The organism is Streptomyces sp. NBC_01268 (assembly GCF_036240795.1).
GTDB lineage: Bacteria > Actinomycetota > Actinomycetes > Streptomycetales > Streptomycetaceae > Streptomyces.
The window spans coordinates 7,926,822-7,942,007 of sequence record NZ_CP108454.1 but is presented as its reverse complement, the minus strand read 5'-3'; the positions used below and the strand labels follow the sequence as shown (position 1 = coordinate 7,942,007).

13 protein-coding genes are annotated in these 15,186 nt (G+C 72.7%); 7 read left to right on the top strand and 6 right to left on the bottom strand.

The genetic code is table 11. The features are described 5' to 3' along the window. Nucleotides 1-93 precede the first annotated feature (93 nt). Both OG309_RS35510 and OG309_RS35505 read left to right on the top strand, forming a co-directional pair. A complete protein-coding gene (locus tag OG309_RS35510; protein ID WP_329427350.1) occupies nt 94-1,173 on the top strand; it encodes an NAD(P)H-dependent amine dehydrogenase family protein in 1,080 nt (359 codons plus the stop codon). After that, entirely contained in the window at nt 1,170-1,649 is a 480-nt protein-coding gene (locus tag OG309_RS35505; RefSeq protein WP_329427349.1) for a carboxymuconolactone decarboxylase family protein, read from the top strand. The genes OG309_RS35510 and OG309_RS35505 overlap by 4 nt, the downstream gene beginning before the upstream one ends. 57 nt (nt 1,650-1,706) lie before the next feature. On the opposite strand, the gene OG309_RS35500 is transcribed toward OG309_RS35505, so the two are convergent. Further along, entirely contained in the window at nt 1,707-3,371 is a 1,665-nt protein-coding gene (locus tag OG309_RS35500) for a GMC oxidoreductase (RefSeq protein ID WP_329427347.1), read from the bottom strand. Nucleotides 3,372-3,720: 349 nt separating this feature from the next. Here OG309_RS35500 and OG309_RS35495 point away from each other — a divergent pair, with 349 nt between their 5' ends. Further along, the gene (locus OG309_RS35495) at nt 3,721-6,738 is read left to right on the top strand and encodes a protease pro-enzyme activation domain-containing protein (RefSeq protein ID WP_329427345.1); all 3,018 of its coding nucleotides are present in this window, start codon (nt 3,721-3,723) and stop codon (nt 6,736-6,738) included. On the opposite strand, the gene OG309_RS35490 is transcribed toward OG309_RS35495, so the two are convergent. Then, entirely contained in the window at nt 6,729-7,043 is a 315-nt protein-coding gene (locus OG309_RS35490; RefSeq protein WP_329427343.1) for a hypothetical protein, read from the bottom strand. The two genes, OG309_RS35495 and OG309_RS35490, sit on opposite strands and share 10 nt — an antisense overlap. 83 nt (nt 7,044-7,126) lie before the next feature. After that, complete coding sequence (locus OG309_RS35485; RefSeq protein WP_329427340.1) at nt 7,127-7,891, bottom strand: alpha/beta fold hydrolase; 765 nt, start codon at nt 7,889-7,891, stop codon at nt 7,127-7,129. Between the two features lie 161 nt (nt 7,892-8,052). Here OG309_RS35485 and OG309_RS35480 point away from each other — a divergent pair, with 161 nt between their 5' ends. From OG309_RS35480 to OG309_RS35465, 4 genes are all read left to right on the top strand, one after another. Next, nucleotides 8,053-10,569 (top strand): SpoIIE family protein phosphatase, encoded by a 2,517-nt coding sequence (locus OG309_RS35480; RefSeq protein WP_402543721.1) that lies wholly within the window; start codon nt 8,053-8,055, stop codon nt 10,567-10,569. 118 nt (nt 10,570-10,687) lie between these two features. Further along, the gene (locus OG309_RS35475; protein ID WP_329427337.1) at nt 10,688-10,936 is read left to right on the top strand and encodes a type B 50S ribosomal protein L31; all 249 of its coding nucleotides are present in this window, start codon (nt 10,688-10,690) and stop codon (nt 10,934-10,936) included. A 122-nt stretch (nt 10,937-11,058) separates the two neighbouring features. After that, a complete protein-coding gene (locus OG309_RS35470) occupies nt 11,059-11,895 on the top strand; it encodes an NAD(P)H-binding protein (RefSeq protein ID WP_329427336.1) in 837 nt (278 codons plus the stop codon). A gap of 187 nt (nt 11,896-12,082) precedes the next feature. After that, nucleotides 12,083-12,838: an alpha/beta fold hydrolase gene (locus OG309_RS35465; RefSeq protein WP_329427334.1), complete on the top strand. Its 756-nt coding sequence runs from the start codon at nt 12,083-12,085 to the stop codon at nt 12,836-12,838. Here the strand turns inward: OG309_RS35465 and OG309_RS35460 are convergent. From OG309_RS35460 to OG309_RS35450, 3 genes are all read right to left on the bottom strand, one after another. Then, nucleotides 12,831-13,982 (bottom strand): epoxide hydrolase family protein, encoded by a 1,152-nt coding sequence (locus tag OG309_RS35460; protein ID WP_329427332.1) that lies wholly within the window; start codon nt 13,980-13,982, stop codon nt 12,831-12,833. The genes OG309_RS35465 and OG309_RS35460 overlap by 8 nt on opposite strands. Before the next feature lie 297 nt (nt 13,983-14,279). After that, complete coding sequence (locus tag OG309_RS35455) at nt 14,280-14,777, bottom strand: peptidylprolyl isomerase (protein WP_329427331.1); 498 nt, start codon at nt 14,775-14,777, stop codon at nt 14,280-14,282. Between the two features lie 74 nt (nt 14,778-14,851). Further along, on the bottom strand, nt 14,852-15,088 hold the full coding sequence (locus OG309_RS35450) for a hypothetical protein (protein WP_329427329.1): 237 nt from the start codon (nt 15,086-15,088) through the stop codon (nt 14,852-14,854). Nucleotides 15,089-15,186 lie beyond the last annotated feature (98 nt).

The following is a 15,186-nucleotide window of genomic DNA, read 5'->3' as shown; positions in this document are numbered from 1 at the left end:
TTCCCCCGAGCCCGGCACCCATATCTGAAAGACCGTCAGCAAAGGGGTGTCACGGCTCTGGGAACCTCGCATCCCCGGCGCTACCCTCCGCGCATGATTCCGACGGTGGTGTGGGGAACCGGAAATGTCGGGCGCGCGGCCATCCGCGCCGTCGCGGCCCATCCGGAGCTCGAACTCTCGGCCGTCCTCGTCGCCAACCCGGACAAGGTCGGCCGAGACGCCGGCCGGCTCGCCGGGCTCGGGCACGACCTGGGCGTCACGGCCCGGGACGACGTCGAGGCGGTCCTCGCGCAGGCACCGGGCGCCGTGGTGTACGCGGCCTCCGGTGACATGCGCCCCGACGAGGCGCTCGCCGATGTCGTGCGCGCGGTGCGCGCGGGCGCGGTCGTCGTCACGCCCGCGCTCTACCCGCTGTACGACCAGCGGGGCGCGCCCGACGAGTTCCGCGAGCCGGTGCTCGCGGCGGTGAAGGAGGGCGGCGGCTCGCTGTTCGCGTCCGGTGTCGACCCGGGCTGGGGCAACGACGTGCTGCCGCTGCTGGTCAGCGGGCTCGGCAGCACGGTGGACGCGATCCGCTGCCAGGAGATCTTCGACTACTCGACGTACGAGCAGGAGGAGTCGGTCCGCTATCTCGTCGGCATGGGGCAGCCCATGGAGTACGAGCCGCCGATGCTGCTGCCCTCGGTGCCCACGATGGTGTGGGGCGGTCAGCTGCGGCTGATGGCCCGGGCGCTCGGGGTCGAGCTGGACGAGATCCGCGAGACGCTCCAGCGGCGCCCCCTGGAGGCGACGGTGAGGACCCGGACCATGGGCGAGTTCGCGGCCGGCACGCAGGGCGCGGTGCGCTTCGAGGTGCAGGGGATCGTCGACGGCGAGCCGCGCCTGGTCATCGAGCACGTGACCCGGATCCACCCGGAGTGCGCGCCGGACTGGCCGGTCCCGCCGGACGGTTCGGGGGCGCACCGGGTCATCGTCGAGGGCCGGCCGCGGATCGAGGTCACGGTCGAGGCGACGGACGAGGGCGAGAACCGGTCCGCGGGCGGCAACGCCACCGCCGTGGGCCGTCTGGTGGGGGCGATCGACTGGCTCGTGGCGGCCGAGCCGGGGCTGTACGACGCGCTGGACGTGCCGCTGAGGCCGGCGGTCGGGAAACTGGGAAGGAGACTACGGTGATCATCGACATCCCCGAGGGGCAGGAGCCGATCGGGTACGTGTGGGGCGACATGGTGCCCGGGATCGGGATGGCGGCGGCGAACTTCTCGCTGTCGGTGTACTCCCACACGACGCTCGGACTGCGCGAGTTCGAGGCGGCGCGGCTGCGGATCGCGCAGATCAACGGGTGCCGGTTCTGCCTGGACTGGCGGACCGACCGGGACGGGGAGAAGGTCGAGGACGAGTTCCCCGAGGCCGTCCTGGCCTGGCGGACCACCGACGCCTTCGACGAGCGGACCCGGCTCGCCGCGGAGTACGCGGAGCGGTACGCGCTGGACCACCACCACCTGGACGAGGAGTTCTGGGCGCGGATGACCGGCGCGTACAGCCAGGTCGAGATCGTGGAGCTGACGATGAGCCTGGGCTCGTGGCTGGCCTTCGGGCGGCTCAACCGGGTGCTGGGCCTCGACACGGTGTGCGTGCTGCCGACCCACTGAACGCCGAGGGGGCCGGCCGGGCGATCCGCCCGGCCGACCCCCTCGCGTTCGGCCGCGTCACAGGTCGGTGGAGATGATCTTCTCGATGTTGCGTTCGGCCAGCGCGGTGATGGTGACGAACGGGTTGACGGTGGTGCTGCCCGGGATGAGGGCGCCGTCGATGACGTACAGGCCGTCGTAGCCGTGGAGGCGGCCGTAGTTGTCGGTGGCCTCGCCGAGCACGGCGCCGCCGAGCGGGTGGTACGTGAGGTGGTCGCCCCAGATCTTGTAGGTGCCGAAGAGGTCGGTGCGGTAGATCGTCCCCTCCTTGGCGTTGATCTTGTCGAAGATGGTCTTCGCCGCGTCGATGGAGGTCTGCTTCCAGGCCCGGTCCCAGTTGAGGTCGACGCGCCCGGCGGCCGCGTTCCAGCTGAACTCGGCGCGGTGCGGGGTCTTGGTGATGGAGAGGTAGAAGGACGCGTAGGTCTCGATGCCGGTGGGCAGGGGCGCGACCTCGGCGAAGGCTCCGCCGGCGTCCCAGTTGTCGATGCCGGCGGTGGGCATCGAGGACTGCAGCTTCCCGGTGGGGTCCCACATGTGGTTGGCGCGCCCGCACATGACGTTGCCGTTGTCGCCCCAGTTCTTGCCGACCCGGTCGTTGAGGGCGGGCAGGGCGCCGGTGGCCTTGAGGCGGGTGAGCAGTTTGCTGGTGCCGACGCTGCCGGCGGCGAAGAACACCCGGTCGGCGGTGACCGTCTTGGTCTCGACGGTGGCGCCCGCGTTGTCGAGCCGCTCCATGACGACGGTGTAGCCGCCGCCGGCCGCGGGGGTGACGGTGGTGACCTTGTGCAGCGGGGAGATGCAGACCCGGCCGGTCTCGGCGGCCCGGGCCAGATAGGACTTCTGGAGGCTCTTCTTGCCGTGGTTGTTGCCGTAGATGACCTCGCCGGTGAGCGCGGACTTGGGAACGGTTCCGATGGCCTCCTGCTTCATGTAGTCCCAGTCGTAGACGTTGGGCACGAAGACGAAGGGGAAGCCGGAGCGTTCGGCGTGCTTGCGGCCGACGCGCGCGTACTGGTAGCAGTCGGCGCTCTCCCACCATGACCGGTCCACCTCGGTGACGCCCAGTCCGGTGTTGGCACGCGGGTAGTAGGTGCCGTACATCTCGGCGGGGTCGACGGTGGGGAGGATGCCCGGGAAGAGCTCCCGGCGCGGGGTGACGGCCATGCCGCCGTTGACGAGCGAACCGCCGCCGACGCCGCGGCCCTGGTAGACGGTGATGCCGGCGAAGTCCTCGGCGTCGAGGATGCCGGTGTACCGGGGGACGTCCTTGTCGAGCGGGAAGCCCAGGAAGTTGCTGAGGGGCTGCTTGGTCCGGGTGCGCAGCCAGTAGGAACGGTAGTCCGGTTTGGTGGTGTTGGCGAAGATGTTTCCGTCGGGTCCGGCGGTGTCCCAGGCCATCCCCATTTCGACCATGTGGACGTCGACGCCGGCGAGGGCGAGTCTGAGCGCGGCGACTGAGCCGCCGTAGCCGGTGCCGACGACGAGGGCGGGGACGTGGGCGCCGGACGGGATCGACGCGGACGCGGACGCGACCTCGGCGGCGCTCACCGGCGTCGCGGCGCTCGCCGCCGTGACCTGTCCGGCGAGGGCGAGACCGCCAAGAATGGAACCGGTTCCACTGACGAACCGGCGACGGGTGATGCCTCCAGAGGGGGAGGCCGGAACGGGTGTATCACTCACGTGATGTTCCTCACTCTTGAGTGAATGGGAACATGTTCTACTGGCGGGTTCTTGGGAAGTCACGAGAAACCGCCGGGTAACTTGCGGCCGGAAACCGCCCCCATGATCACGGTCCGGTAAAGAACACCACCCCGCCACACCGAACGCGAGTACGGGGCTGATACATCTTCACTTCTGGTCGTCGCTCTGCCGCCTGCACGGGCGCGGGGAGGGCGCCGGGGGGATTTCACGCATATCGGGCCGTGGCGTCAGCATGCCGCGCCCGGAGAACCGCCTTGCCACTTCTCCTTCCCGGACTGCTCCCTGCCCGCGCGGTCGCGCGACGCGGAACGTGAAAGGGAGCGTGTGCATGGGCCGAACCGCCCGTGAGAAGGCATTCAGATGGGGTGCGGCCACCGTCGCCGCCCTGGCGGTCGCCACGGCCGTCGTCCCGGCCACCGCGGTCGCCGCGCCGGTCTCGGACGACCCGGGCCCGCAGCGGGTCGGCGCCGCGCCGAAGGTCCCGCAGGGCGCCGTCCGCACGGCCGACCCGGCCCCCGGCAAGGCGCTCGAACTGAGCGTCGTCCTGGAACCCCGTGACCCGGAGGCGCTGAAGCGCTTCGTCGCCGAGGTCTCCACGCCCGGATCCCCGCGCTACCGCCAGTACCTCGGTACGGGCGAGTTCGCGAAGGTCTTCGGGGCCGAGCCGGCGACGGTCGCGCGCGTGCGCGCCGAGCTGGAGGCGAAGGGGCTGACCGTCGGCGCGCTGGAGGCCGACGGCCTCACGCTGCCGGTGACGACGACCGTCGCGAAGGCGGGCGAGGCGTTCAGCACCCAGTTCGACGGCTACCGGCTGACGGACGGCACCACCGGTCTCGTCAACACCACCGCTCCCGCCGTCGACGGCCGGATCGCGGACGAGGTCCGCACGGTCGGCGGCCTGAGCACGCTGGGGTCGTACAAGCCGCTCAACACCGGCGCCAAGGCCAAGCCCCGCAAGAAGGGCACCGAGGACACCGGCGCGGCCCAGACGGGCCCCCAGCCGCGTCTCACCGGGACCACCCCGGCGATGTGCGGCGACGTCTCGACCCTGTTCGCCACGTCGACCCCCGACTACCCGGCGATGTACGACACCCAGGACTACTGGGCGCCGCGTTCGCTGGCCACGCAGTACAACATGGCGAACCAGCCGAACGTGCAGACCGGCACCACCATCGCGGTCTACTCGCTCGAGAACTACGACCCGCGGGACAACGCCGAGTTCCAGCGCTGCTTCCGCACCAAGGTGCCGGTCACCCCGGTGCGGGTCAACGGCGGCCCGACCGAAGCCGCCACCGGCGGCGTCGGCCTGGAGACCGCGCTGGACGTCCAGACCATCATCGGTCAGGCCCCGCAGTCCAAGATCCTCGTCTACCAGGGCAAGAACACCTGGAACGACGGCACGGCCGTCTACCGTCAGATCGTCAACGAGAACCGCGCCAAGGTCATCTCGGTGAGCTGGGGTCTGTGCGAGCTGAACACGCCGACCTCGGCGCAGGACGCCGAGAACCTGATCTTCCAGCAGGCCGCCGCACAGGGCCAGACGGTCGTCGTCGCCTCCGGCGACAGCGGTTCGACCGGGTGCTTCGTCCCGGACGAGAACGGCAACCCCACCTCGGGCGTGCCGAACCAGAACCAGCTCGCGGTCGACTTCCCGTCCTCCTCGCCGTACGTCCTGAGCGTCGGCGGCACCACGATGAAGGGCTCCGTCTCCGCGCAGACCACCTGGGTGGGCTCGGGCGGCGGCGTCTCCCGTCGCTACACGGTGCCCGCCGGCGGCTTCCAGGCCGGCGTCAGCGGGGCCGGCTACACCAACGCCTGCGCCACGGCGTCGGGCACCTGCCGTCAGGTCCCGGACGTCGCGGGCCTCGCCGACTACTACACGGGCTACCCGGTCGCCTACGGCGCCGGTCAGTACTGGAACGTGATCGGCGGCACCAGCGGCGCCGCCCCGGTGTGGGCCGCGCTCATCGGCCAGGCCAACCAGGACCTCGCCTGCCAGGCCAACGGTGCCGTGGGCTACGTCCACCCGGCGCTCTACAAGCTGCCGGCGACCGCCTTCCGTGACGTCACCACCGGCCACAACAACGAGACCCAGTCGGGCAACTACAGCGGCCTCTACCAGGCCGGCGCGGGCTACGACCTGGCCACCGGCCTCGGCACGCCGAACGGGCGCGAGATAGTCGCCGGCCTGTGCAAGGCCGTCGCGCCCTCCCCCGCCGCCACGTTCAACGCGCTCACCCCGGCCCGTGTCCTCGACACGCGCTACGGCATCGGCCGCGCCGGCACCACCCCGGTCGCCGCGAACGGCACGGTCAAGCTGAAGGTGACCGGCGTGGGCGGTGTCCCGGCGACCGGCGTGACCTCCGTGGTCATGAACGTCACCGCGGTCTCGCCGAGCGCGTCCGGCTTCCTCATCGCGTACCCGAGCGGCACCACCCGCCCGTCCTCGTCGAACATGAACTGGCTCAAGGGCCAGATCGTCCCGAACCTGGTGACCGTCCCGGTCGGCAAGGACGGCACGGTCTCCCTGTACAACGCCGGTGGCGGCACGACGCACTTCATCGCCGACATCTCGGGCTACTTCTCCACCGCGACCGGCGGCGGCACCTACCTGCCGACCGGCCCGGCCCGCATCCTCGACACGCGCTACGGCATCGGCCGCGCCGGCAACGCGCCGGTCGACGGCAAGGGCACCGTCGCCCTGACCGTCGCGGGCAGCGGCGGCGTCCCGGCCACGGGTGCCACCGCCGTGGTGCTCAACGTGACGGCGACCGCGCCGAAGTCGACCGGTCACCTCATCGCGTACCCGGGCGGCGCGACCCGTCCGACCTCGTCGAACATCAACTGGCTGACCGGTCAGACCCGGCCGAACATGGTCGTCCTGCCGATCGGCCCCGACGGCACGGTGAACCTGTACAACGCCGGTCTCGGCTCGGTGCACTTCATCGCCGACGTCTTCGGCTACTACACGGCCGGCGCGGAGGGTGCCTCCTTCCACTCGGCCGGTCCGGCGCGTCTGCTCGACACCCGGTACGCCCTGGGCGCGGCCTCGGCCACCCCGATGAAGGGCGGCGTCACCCAGGTCCTGAACCTGAACGACGGCCACACCCTCGCGAACGCCAAGGCGGTCGTGCTCAACGTCACCGTCACGGCCCCGTCCTCGGGCGGCTTCCTGACGGTCTGGCCGGACGGCACCACGCTGCCCAACGCGTCCAACATCAACTGGACCGCCGGTCAGACGGTGGCCAACCTCGTGACCGTGCCCGTCGTCAACGGAAAGATCGACTTCCGTCCGAACGCCGGCAACGTGCACGTCATCGCCGACCTGTTCGGCTACTACTCCTGATCCTGGGAGCCTTCGGGCCCCGTCCCCCGCGCACCGGCGCGGAGGGCGGGGCCCTTCCCGTTCCCGGAGAGAGCCGCCACCAGCACGCCCACGAGCACGGCCCAGGCCAGGGCACCGGGGCCGGCGGCCCGCCAGCCGGGTACGGCAAGCAGCACCGCCGCCACGAGCCCCGCGGCCAGCGCGCGCCGGTCCCGGACGAAGGAGAGCGTGCGCCGGGCGGTGCCAGGGGCGCGCAGCTCCCGCACGGCCAGGGCGCAGACCAGGGCGGCCGCCGCGACCGCCGCCGTCAGGAACATCGAGGTCACGTCCGCCTCCGAGCCGCGTGCGGGTCATCCGTCGTCCGCCGGATGACCCCATCGTCCCCCGGCGGGCGGCGGTCCGCTCCCTGTCAGGCCGCCAGGAAGGCCTCGATGGCGTCGGCGAGGGCCTTCGGGGTCTCCTCGGGGGCGTAGTGACCGGCGTCGGGCAGCACTTCGAGGCGGGCGTTGGGGTACCAGCGCAGCCAGGTGGCCTCCATCGCCTCCTTGCCCAGCGCCGGGTCGTGGGCGCCGACCACGAGGAGGACGGGGGCCGGGTTGTCGCGGACGCGCTCGTGGAAGTCGGTGCGGGACCAGGAGTCCAGATAGGCGCGGAAGGCGGTCGCCGAGGAGCGCCGCACGGAGCGGTCGACGAGGCCGCCGAGCCAGTCGTCGCCGTACCGGCCGCCGGTGGTGTTGTCGATGATGGCCCGGCGGTTGTCGTGGTTCTCCGCGGCCCCGGAGAAGAGCTCCCATGTCTCCGGGTCGAGCGGGAATCCGGCCGCGGAGACCGGGGAGATCCCGACGATCGAGCGCACCCTGTGCGGCGCGTCGAGCAGCATCAGCTGGGCCGCCTTGCCGCCCATGGAGTGGCCGATGACCGAGAACGAGTCCCAGCCGAGGTCGTCGGCGACGGCCAGGGCGTCCGCGGCGACCTCCTCCATGGTGTACGCACCGTCGGCGTCGATCGCCTCCCCGTAACCGCGGCAGTCGAGGAAGGCGTAGGTCCCGCCGCCGTCGTCGAGCTCGGCCCGCAGCGGGGCGAAGCTGGTGCGGTCGCCGAACCAGTTGTGCAGCACGAGCGCGCGGTGCGGACCGCTGCCCTGTACGTCGTACGGAAGAACCCGGCCGGTCATCAGGCCCCCTGGTCGCGAGGTGGTGGGGCTGCGCGCCCGCCGCGGCAGCCGAGGACCGAGTCTGGCGAGACCCGGGGAAGCGGGTCAATGGGTCCGGCGTGCGGTTCACACGTTCGCACCTCCGGATGCGTGGGCCCCGCGGGCCGGAGCATCCTGGCTGTGTGACGTCGTACGGCGCGGCCGGTCCCGCCCCGTCGGCCGAGGCCGGCCCCCCGTCCCGGGGCGCCGGCGTCGACGGGCGGGTGCCGGACGCCTTGGCGCTGGTCCTCACGGAGTCGGCGCTGCGGGCGGTGGAGGCGGTCGGCGGGTACGCGGGCGGGGTCTATCTGCGGTCCGGTACGCCGGGGCTGCTGCGGCTCGCGATGCTGGCGGGGCTACCGGGGCCGCTGTTCCGCCCGTGGTGGCGGATGCACATCAACCGGCCGTTCCCGGTGGCGGAGGCCCACCGGTCCGGGCAGCCGGTGCACCTGGGGGACGTGGAGGAGGCCATGCGGCTCTTCCCGCAACTGGTGGCGAGCCTGCCGTTCCCCTTCGCCTCCCTGTACGCGCCGGTCGTCGGCGGCAGGGAGCGGTACGGGGTGCTGGTGGTGCTGCGGGCCCCGACGCCGGGGGTGCCGGTGGCCGCGCGGGACCGGGGCCGGATGCTCCAGGAGGCTCGGCTGCTCGGGGCGGAGCTCGCGGCCCTCGAAGCGGCCGGGACGACGGTGGAGTGGCCCGGCGAGCCGGTCGGCGTCCAGTTGCCGACCCGGACGTCGCCCCCGGTACGGATCGGCTACTTCGACTGGAACCTGGACACGGGGACGGTCACGGCCGACGCGGGTCTGCGGGCGATCCTCGGGGAGACGACCCCGTTCCCCTGGACCGTCGACGCGCTGACCTCCCGGCTCATGCCGGAGGACTCCTACGCGCTGTGGGCGCTGGCCCGGCAGGCGGCGGGCTCGGGCGGTCCCGCGGCGCGCCGGATCCGCCTGAAGGGGCCCGACGGCGGACTGCACCTGCTGGAGGTGACCGCGCGCACGGTGCCGGGCGGCAGCGGAGGCAAGGTCCTGACCGGCTCGCTGGTCGACCTCGGGACCGGGCTCGTCGGCTCGGACGCGACCGACCGGTTGCCCCGCGCGATCCTGGCGATCGACCGGCTCGGCCGGATCACCTATCTGAACGACCGGACGGAGTCGCTGCTCGGCATGCCGCGCCGTGCCCTGGCCGGGCGTCCGCTGTGGGACGCGCTGCCCTGGTTCGCGCATCCGTACCACGAGGAGCAGTTGCGCGGGGCGCTGCTCTCGGACCGGCCGACGCACTTCCTGGCCCACCCGGGGCGTGGCGAGTGGCTGTCGGTGTCGCTGTACCCGGGGCACGACGGGGTGACGATGGTGCTGGTCCCGGAGAGCGATCCGGCGCACCGGCCGGCGGGCGCCGAGGTCGACGACGCCGACGGGCTCTCCCCGGAGGGGAGGGCCGCGGCGCTCTACCGTCCGGTGGCGCTCGCCATCGCGCTGTCGGAGGCGGTGACGGCCCGGCAGGTGTCGGCGGTGGTCACCGAGGAGCTCCTGCCGGCCTTCGGCGGCCGGCAGCTCGCGATCTACCTGCTGAGCGAGCGGCATCTCTACCTGGCCTGGGAGACGGGCTTCCCGACGGGGTTCCTGGAGCCCTTCGACGGGGTGCGGCTGGACGCGCGGATGCCGGGGGTGGAGACGCTGACGACGGGCCGCCCGCTGTTCTTCGAGTCGATGGAGCAGCTGGGCGCGGCCTATCCGGGGCTGCCGCTGGACGCGCACTCGGGTGCGCGGGCGTTCCTGCCGCTGATCGCCTCGGGGCGGCCGGTGGGATCGTGCATCCTCGGCTTCGACCGGCCCCGGGGCTTCACCGCCGAGGAGCGGACGGTGCTCACGGCGCTCGCCGGGCTGATCGCCCAGGCCCTGGAACGGGCCCAGCGTTACGACTCCGAGTCGGCGCTCGCCCGCGGTCTCCAGGACGCGTTGCTCCCCCACCGGCTGCCGGTGCACGAGGGCGTGGACACGGTGGGGCGCTATCTGCCGGGCACCGAGGGCATGGAGGTGGGCGGCGACTGGTACGACGTGATCGAGACGGGCCGCCAGGGGCAACTGGCGCTGGTCATCGGCGACGTGCAGGGCCACGGGGTGGCCGCCGCCGCCACGATGGGCCAGCTGCGCAGCGCGGTACGGGCGTTCGCCCTGGGCGGGCACCGGCCGCAGGACGTGGTGCGGGGCACCAACCGGCTCCTGATCGACCTGGACCCCGGCCAGTTCGCGAGCTGCTGCTACGTGGTGCTCGACGCGGAGACGGGTGCGGTGCAGGCGGCCCGGGCGGGGCACCCGCAGCCGCTCGTCCGGCGGGCCGACGGCACCACGGAGGTGGTGGAGCTCGCGGGCGGTGTGGTGCTGGGGGTGGACAGCACCGCTACCTATCCGGTGACGCGGCTGCACCTCGACCCCGGCGAGGTCCTGGCGCTCTTCACGGACGGTCTGGTGGAACGCCCGGGCACCGACATCGACGAGGGCATCGAGCGCCTGCGGCGTACCTTCGCCGCCACGGGCACCGCCGCGCTCCCGGACACCGCCGACCGCCTGATCCGCGAGGCCCGCCAGTCCGCCGACCGCCCGGACGACATCGCCCTGCTCCTGGCGGCCCGCTGGCGGCCGCACGAGCACCACTCCTGACCGCGTCCCGGGGGCGGCGGCCGTCACCCGGTCGGGCGTGCGGCGCTGGTCGCCGGGGCCGGGCCCGGAGAGGCTGGGACCACCGGGGGAACCGTGTCAGGCCGTCCGAGGAGGACAAGTGCAGCAGGACAAGCAGCCGGAGTACGGGCCCGTGGTCTTCCGGGACCGCTCCGCCGGGTTCGCCTTCCTGACCCGTTCCACGGCGAGCAGCGACCAGACCATCGAGTGGGACGACGGCAACACCTACCCGGTGGTGGACGTCGAGATCTCCTCGGAGAGCCACCCCTTCTACACGGGCAAGGCGCGGACCGTGGACAGCGAGGGCCGGATCGCGAAGTTCGAACGCCGCTTCGGCGAGGAGAGCTGAACCCGCTCCCATAACTGGCCAGAGGATGGCCTGTTCACCTTCCAGGATGAGTGTCATGACCGCGGCGGGGCGCTCCCGTTCCACCCGGTCGTCTCTTCGTCTCTCCTCGGAAGGAATCGATCATGATCGTTGTCACCGGAGCCACCGGGAACGTCGGCCGCGCGCTGGTGGAGGCGCTGGCCGCGGCCGGCGAGGACGTCACGGCGGTGAGCCGCCGCGCCCCGGAGGCCGCACTGCCCGCCGGGGTGCGCCACCAGGTGGCGGACCTGGGCCGCCCGGAGCGGCTGAAGGCGGTGTTCGACGGCGCCGACGCGGTGTACCTGCTGGTCGGCGGCGTCGGCGAGGAGCTGCGTCCGCGCGAGATCGTGGACGCGGCGGTGGCCGCGGGGGTGCGCAGGCTCGTCCTGCAGTCCTCACAGCTCCTCGGCACCCGGCCGGAGTCGGCGTCGCACGGCCCGCTGAGGGAGTTCGAGGCGGCGGTGCGCGCCTCCGGTCTGGAATGGACCGTGCTGCGCCCCTCCGGCTTCGCCTCCAACGCCTTCCTGTGGGCCGAGTCCGTGCGGACCGCTCGGAGCGTCGCCGCGCCCTTCGCCGACGTGGCCATGCCGGTCGTCGACCCGGCGGACATCGCCGACGTGGCGGCGGCGGCCCTGCGCGAGGACGTCCACCACGGGCGTACGTACGTGCTGACGGGCCCTGCCGCCGTCACCCCGCGCGAACAGGCGGCGCTGGCGGGCGCCGTGGGCGCGCCGGTGCGGTTCGTGGCGCAGTCCCGGGCCGAGGCGCGGGCGGAGCTGGTGCGGTTCCTGCCGGAGGCGGCCGTGGACGGGATGCTGGACGTCATGGGCGAGCCGCGCGCCGACGAGCGGCGGGTGAGCCCGGACGTGGAGCGGGTGCTCGGGCGCCCCGGACGCCCCTTCTCGGCCTGGGCGGAGCGCAACGCCTTCGCCTTCGCGTGAGTCGCTGCCGTGCGACGGGCGTCCGAGGGGGCTGTCCGAGGCCGCTGTCCGAGGCCGCTACCCGGGGGGCGTCGCCCCGGATCGCTGGCGCGAGACGTCGTTCCGGGTCGTTGTCAGTGCCGCCTCGTAGGGTGATCGGCACCGGTGGGGAGCCGGGCCGACGAGGCGTGACGAGGAGCGAGGGGCCATGCGGGAGCTGTTTCTGACGGAGGCGCAGGGGCACGTGCGCTGGCTCGATCTGCCCGGCGAGGGGCCCGCGCGGGTGTTCGTTCACGGTCTCGGGTGCACGGGCGGCTCCGACTTCGCGCACATCGCCACCCATCCGGCGCTCGCCGGCCGCCGCTCACTCCTGGTGGACCTGCTGGGGTACGGGCTGAGCGACCGGCCGCACACCTTCGACTACCGCATGGAGTCGCAGGCGGCGGCCGTCGCCCGGATCCTCGACCACGAGGGACTGACCGGCGTCGAGCTCGTCGGGCACTCGATGGGCGGCGCCGTCGCCGTCCATCTGGCCGCCTCCCGCCCGGATCTGGTGGACCGTCTCGTGGTGGCCGAGCCCAACCTGTATCCGGGCGGGGGCGCGTTCTCCACCCCCGTCGCGGCGCAGGACGAGGAGTCCTTCGTCCGCGAGGGCTTCGCCGCGATGGTGGCGGCCCAGGACCGGGCGGACTACGCGGCACGTCTCCGGCTCGCCGATCCGCTCGCCGTGCACCGCAGCGCGGTGGCCCTGGTGGAGAGTTCGGTCGCGGCGCCCGGCGAGCTGCTCGCGGCGCTCCAGCGCCCGAAGGCCTTCCTGGTCGGCTCGCTCAGCCTGCCGGACGCCGACGCCGAGAAGGTCGCGGGCCTGGGCGTACCGGTGATCGAGGTCCCGGCGGCCGGTCACAACATGATGATCGACAATCCGGACGGCTTCGCCCGCGCCCTGGCCCGCGCCCTCAGCTGAGCGGCCGGAAGAAGGCGCGCAGTTCTCCGGCGACCTGGTCGGGTTCCTCGTAGGCCATGAAGTGGCCGCCGCGGCCCGGGGTGCTCCAGTGCCTCAGGTCACGGAAGACCCGCTCGGCGAGGCTGCGGGGGTAGTCGGCGTAGGCGGGTTCGTGGCTGAGGGTGACGGCCGCCGGGACCCGGACGGGCGGCACGGTCCGGTTGTGGTGGTAGTCGTAGTACTGCCGGAAGGAGGAGCCGATCGTGCCCGTCGCCCAGTAGAGGGTGGCGACGGTCAACAGGCTCTCGCGGTCCCAGCGCTTCTCCAGGTCGCCGCCGCAGTCGCTCCAGTCGCGGTACTTGTCGGCGATCCAGGCCAGCAGCCCCGCCGGCGAGTCGCGCAGGGCGGCCGCGAGGGTGTCGGGCCGGGTGCACATGATCTCGCTGTAGCCCTGGTCCCCCTCCTCGTAGGCGGCGAGGGCGTCCAGGTAGGTGCGCTCCCGGGCGGTCGGCGGCTGGGCGGCGAAGTCCGCCGAGACGACGGCGGAGGTGATGTGCACGCCCGCGACCGCCTCCGGGTGCAGCGCGCCGAGCCACTGGGTGACACCGCCCCCGATGTCGCCGCCGAAGGCTCCGTAGCGCTCGTAGCCGAGCACCTGGGTCATCAGGGTGTGCCAGGTCTCGGCGGCGCCCCGGCGGGTGAACGGGCCGTCGGGAAGGTCCGAGTAGAGGAATCCGGGCAGCGACGGGACGACGACGTCGACGGCGTCGGCCGGGTCTCCGCCGTGCGCGGCCGGGTCGGCGAGCCGTTCGGCGAGCGGCAGCATCTCCACGAAGCTGCTCGGCCAGCCGTGGGTGAGGACGAGCGGCAGCGGCGCGGGCCCTTCGGGGGCGGCACCTCGCCGGGCGCGCAGGTGGACGAAGTGCACGGCGCGGCCGGCGATGTCGGCGCGGAAGTGCGGGAAGGCGTTCAGCTGTGCCTCGGCCTTGGCCCAGTCGAAGCCGTCGGCCCAGTGGGCGACGAGCTCGCGCAGCCAGCCGGGGTCGGTGCCCGCGGCCCAGTAGGTGGAGTCGGACGGCTCGGTGTAGAGCGTACGGGTGAGTCGGGCGCGCAGATCGCGCAGGACATCCTCGGACACGGAGATCCGGAAGGGGGTGGCGTTCATGGTTCCTTCGCTGGGGAGTGCTCGACGGTGCGGGCGCTCCCGGCGCGGGTCAGCGTGACGCGGCGGCGGGGAGGGCCCGTGCGGGGTACTGCTCGTGCATGTGGGGCTCACCTCCCGGTACGGCGTGGGGTCGACGCGGCGTGGGCCGCGGACCGTGCTGGTTTCCGAACCTACCGGCCGTGGCGGCGCGGCGCATCCCGATGGGCGCCGGCGCGCCTGTGTCACGCTCGACCGCCCCCGGGCCTGGGGCACGGGGGCGGGTCGGTGGACTGCTCGGCCTGGGCCGGTGCGGTCGGGTCAGGCCTTGACGATGCCGGACTCGGCGACCTTGATCTTGGCCTTGGTGGCGCCGGACTGGGAGCCGAGGCCCTCGATCTTCTTGACGAGGTCCGAGCCCTCGACGACCTCGCCGAAGACGACGTGCTTGCCGTCGAGCCAGTCGGTCACGATGGTGGTGATGAAGAACTGCGAGCCGTTGGTGTTGCGGCCGGCGTTCGCCATCGACAGCAGGAACGGGCGGTCGTGCTTGAGGGTGAAGTTCTCGTCCGCGAACTTCTCGCCGTAGATGCTCTTGCCGCCGGTGCCGTTGCCGTTGGTGAAGTCACCGCCCTGGAGCATGAAGGAGGGGATGACGCGGTGGAACGGGGAGCCCGCGTAGCCGAAACCGTGCTCGCCGGTGGCCAGCTCACGGAAGTTGCGCGCCGTCTTCGGGACGACGTCGTCGAACAGCTTGAAGACGATCCGGCCGGCCGGCTCGTCGTTGATGGTGATGTCGAAGTAAACGTTCTCGCTCATGAGGACATCCTGTCATTCCTCCGGCACTCCTCGCGCACGGGCCACCCCCGGCCGGGTGGTGGGACCGCCCGTCGTCAGATGAGGCCGCCGGCCTCCGGAGCCTGGACGGCGCCGTCGGCGCCCTGGACGGTGTCGTCGAGGAGCGAGCCGACGCCCTGGTCGTCCTGCAGGACCTGGTCGTCCTGGAGGAGGCCGGTGACGGCGTCGCCAGGGCCGGGCGCCGCGGCGTCGGCGTGCGGGGCCGGGGAGACGAGGGCGGTGACGACACCGGCGGCGAGGGAGGCGATGGCGAGCATGCTGCGCTTCTTCATGGCCTGGTCAACTGCCGAGCGGCGCCGAGGTTACGGCTGCCGAGCAGTTTCTCTCGCGCATACTGCATCAAGTCCGGAAATTCGCAAATAGGACGGAA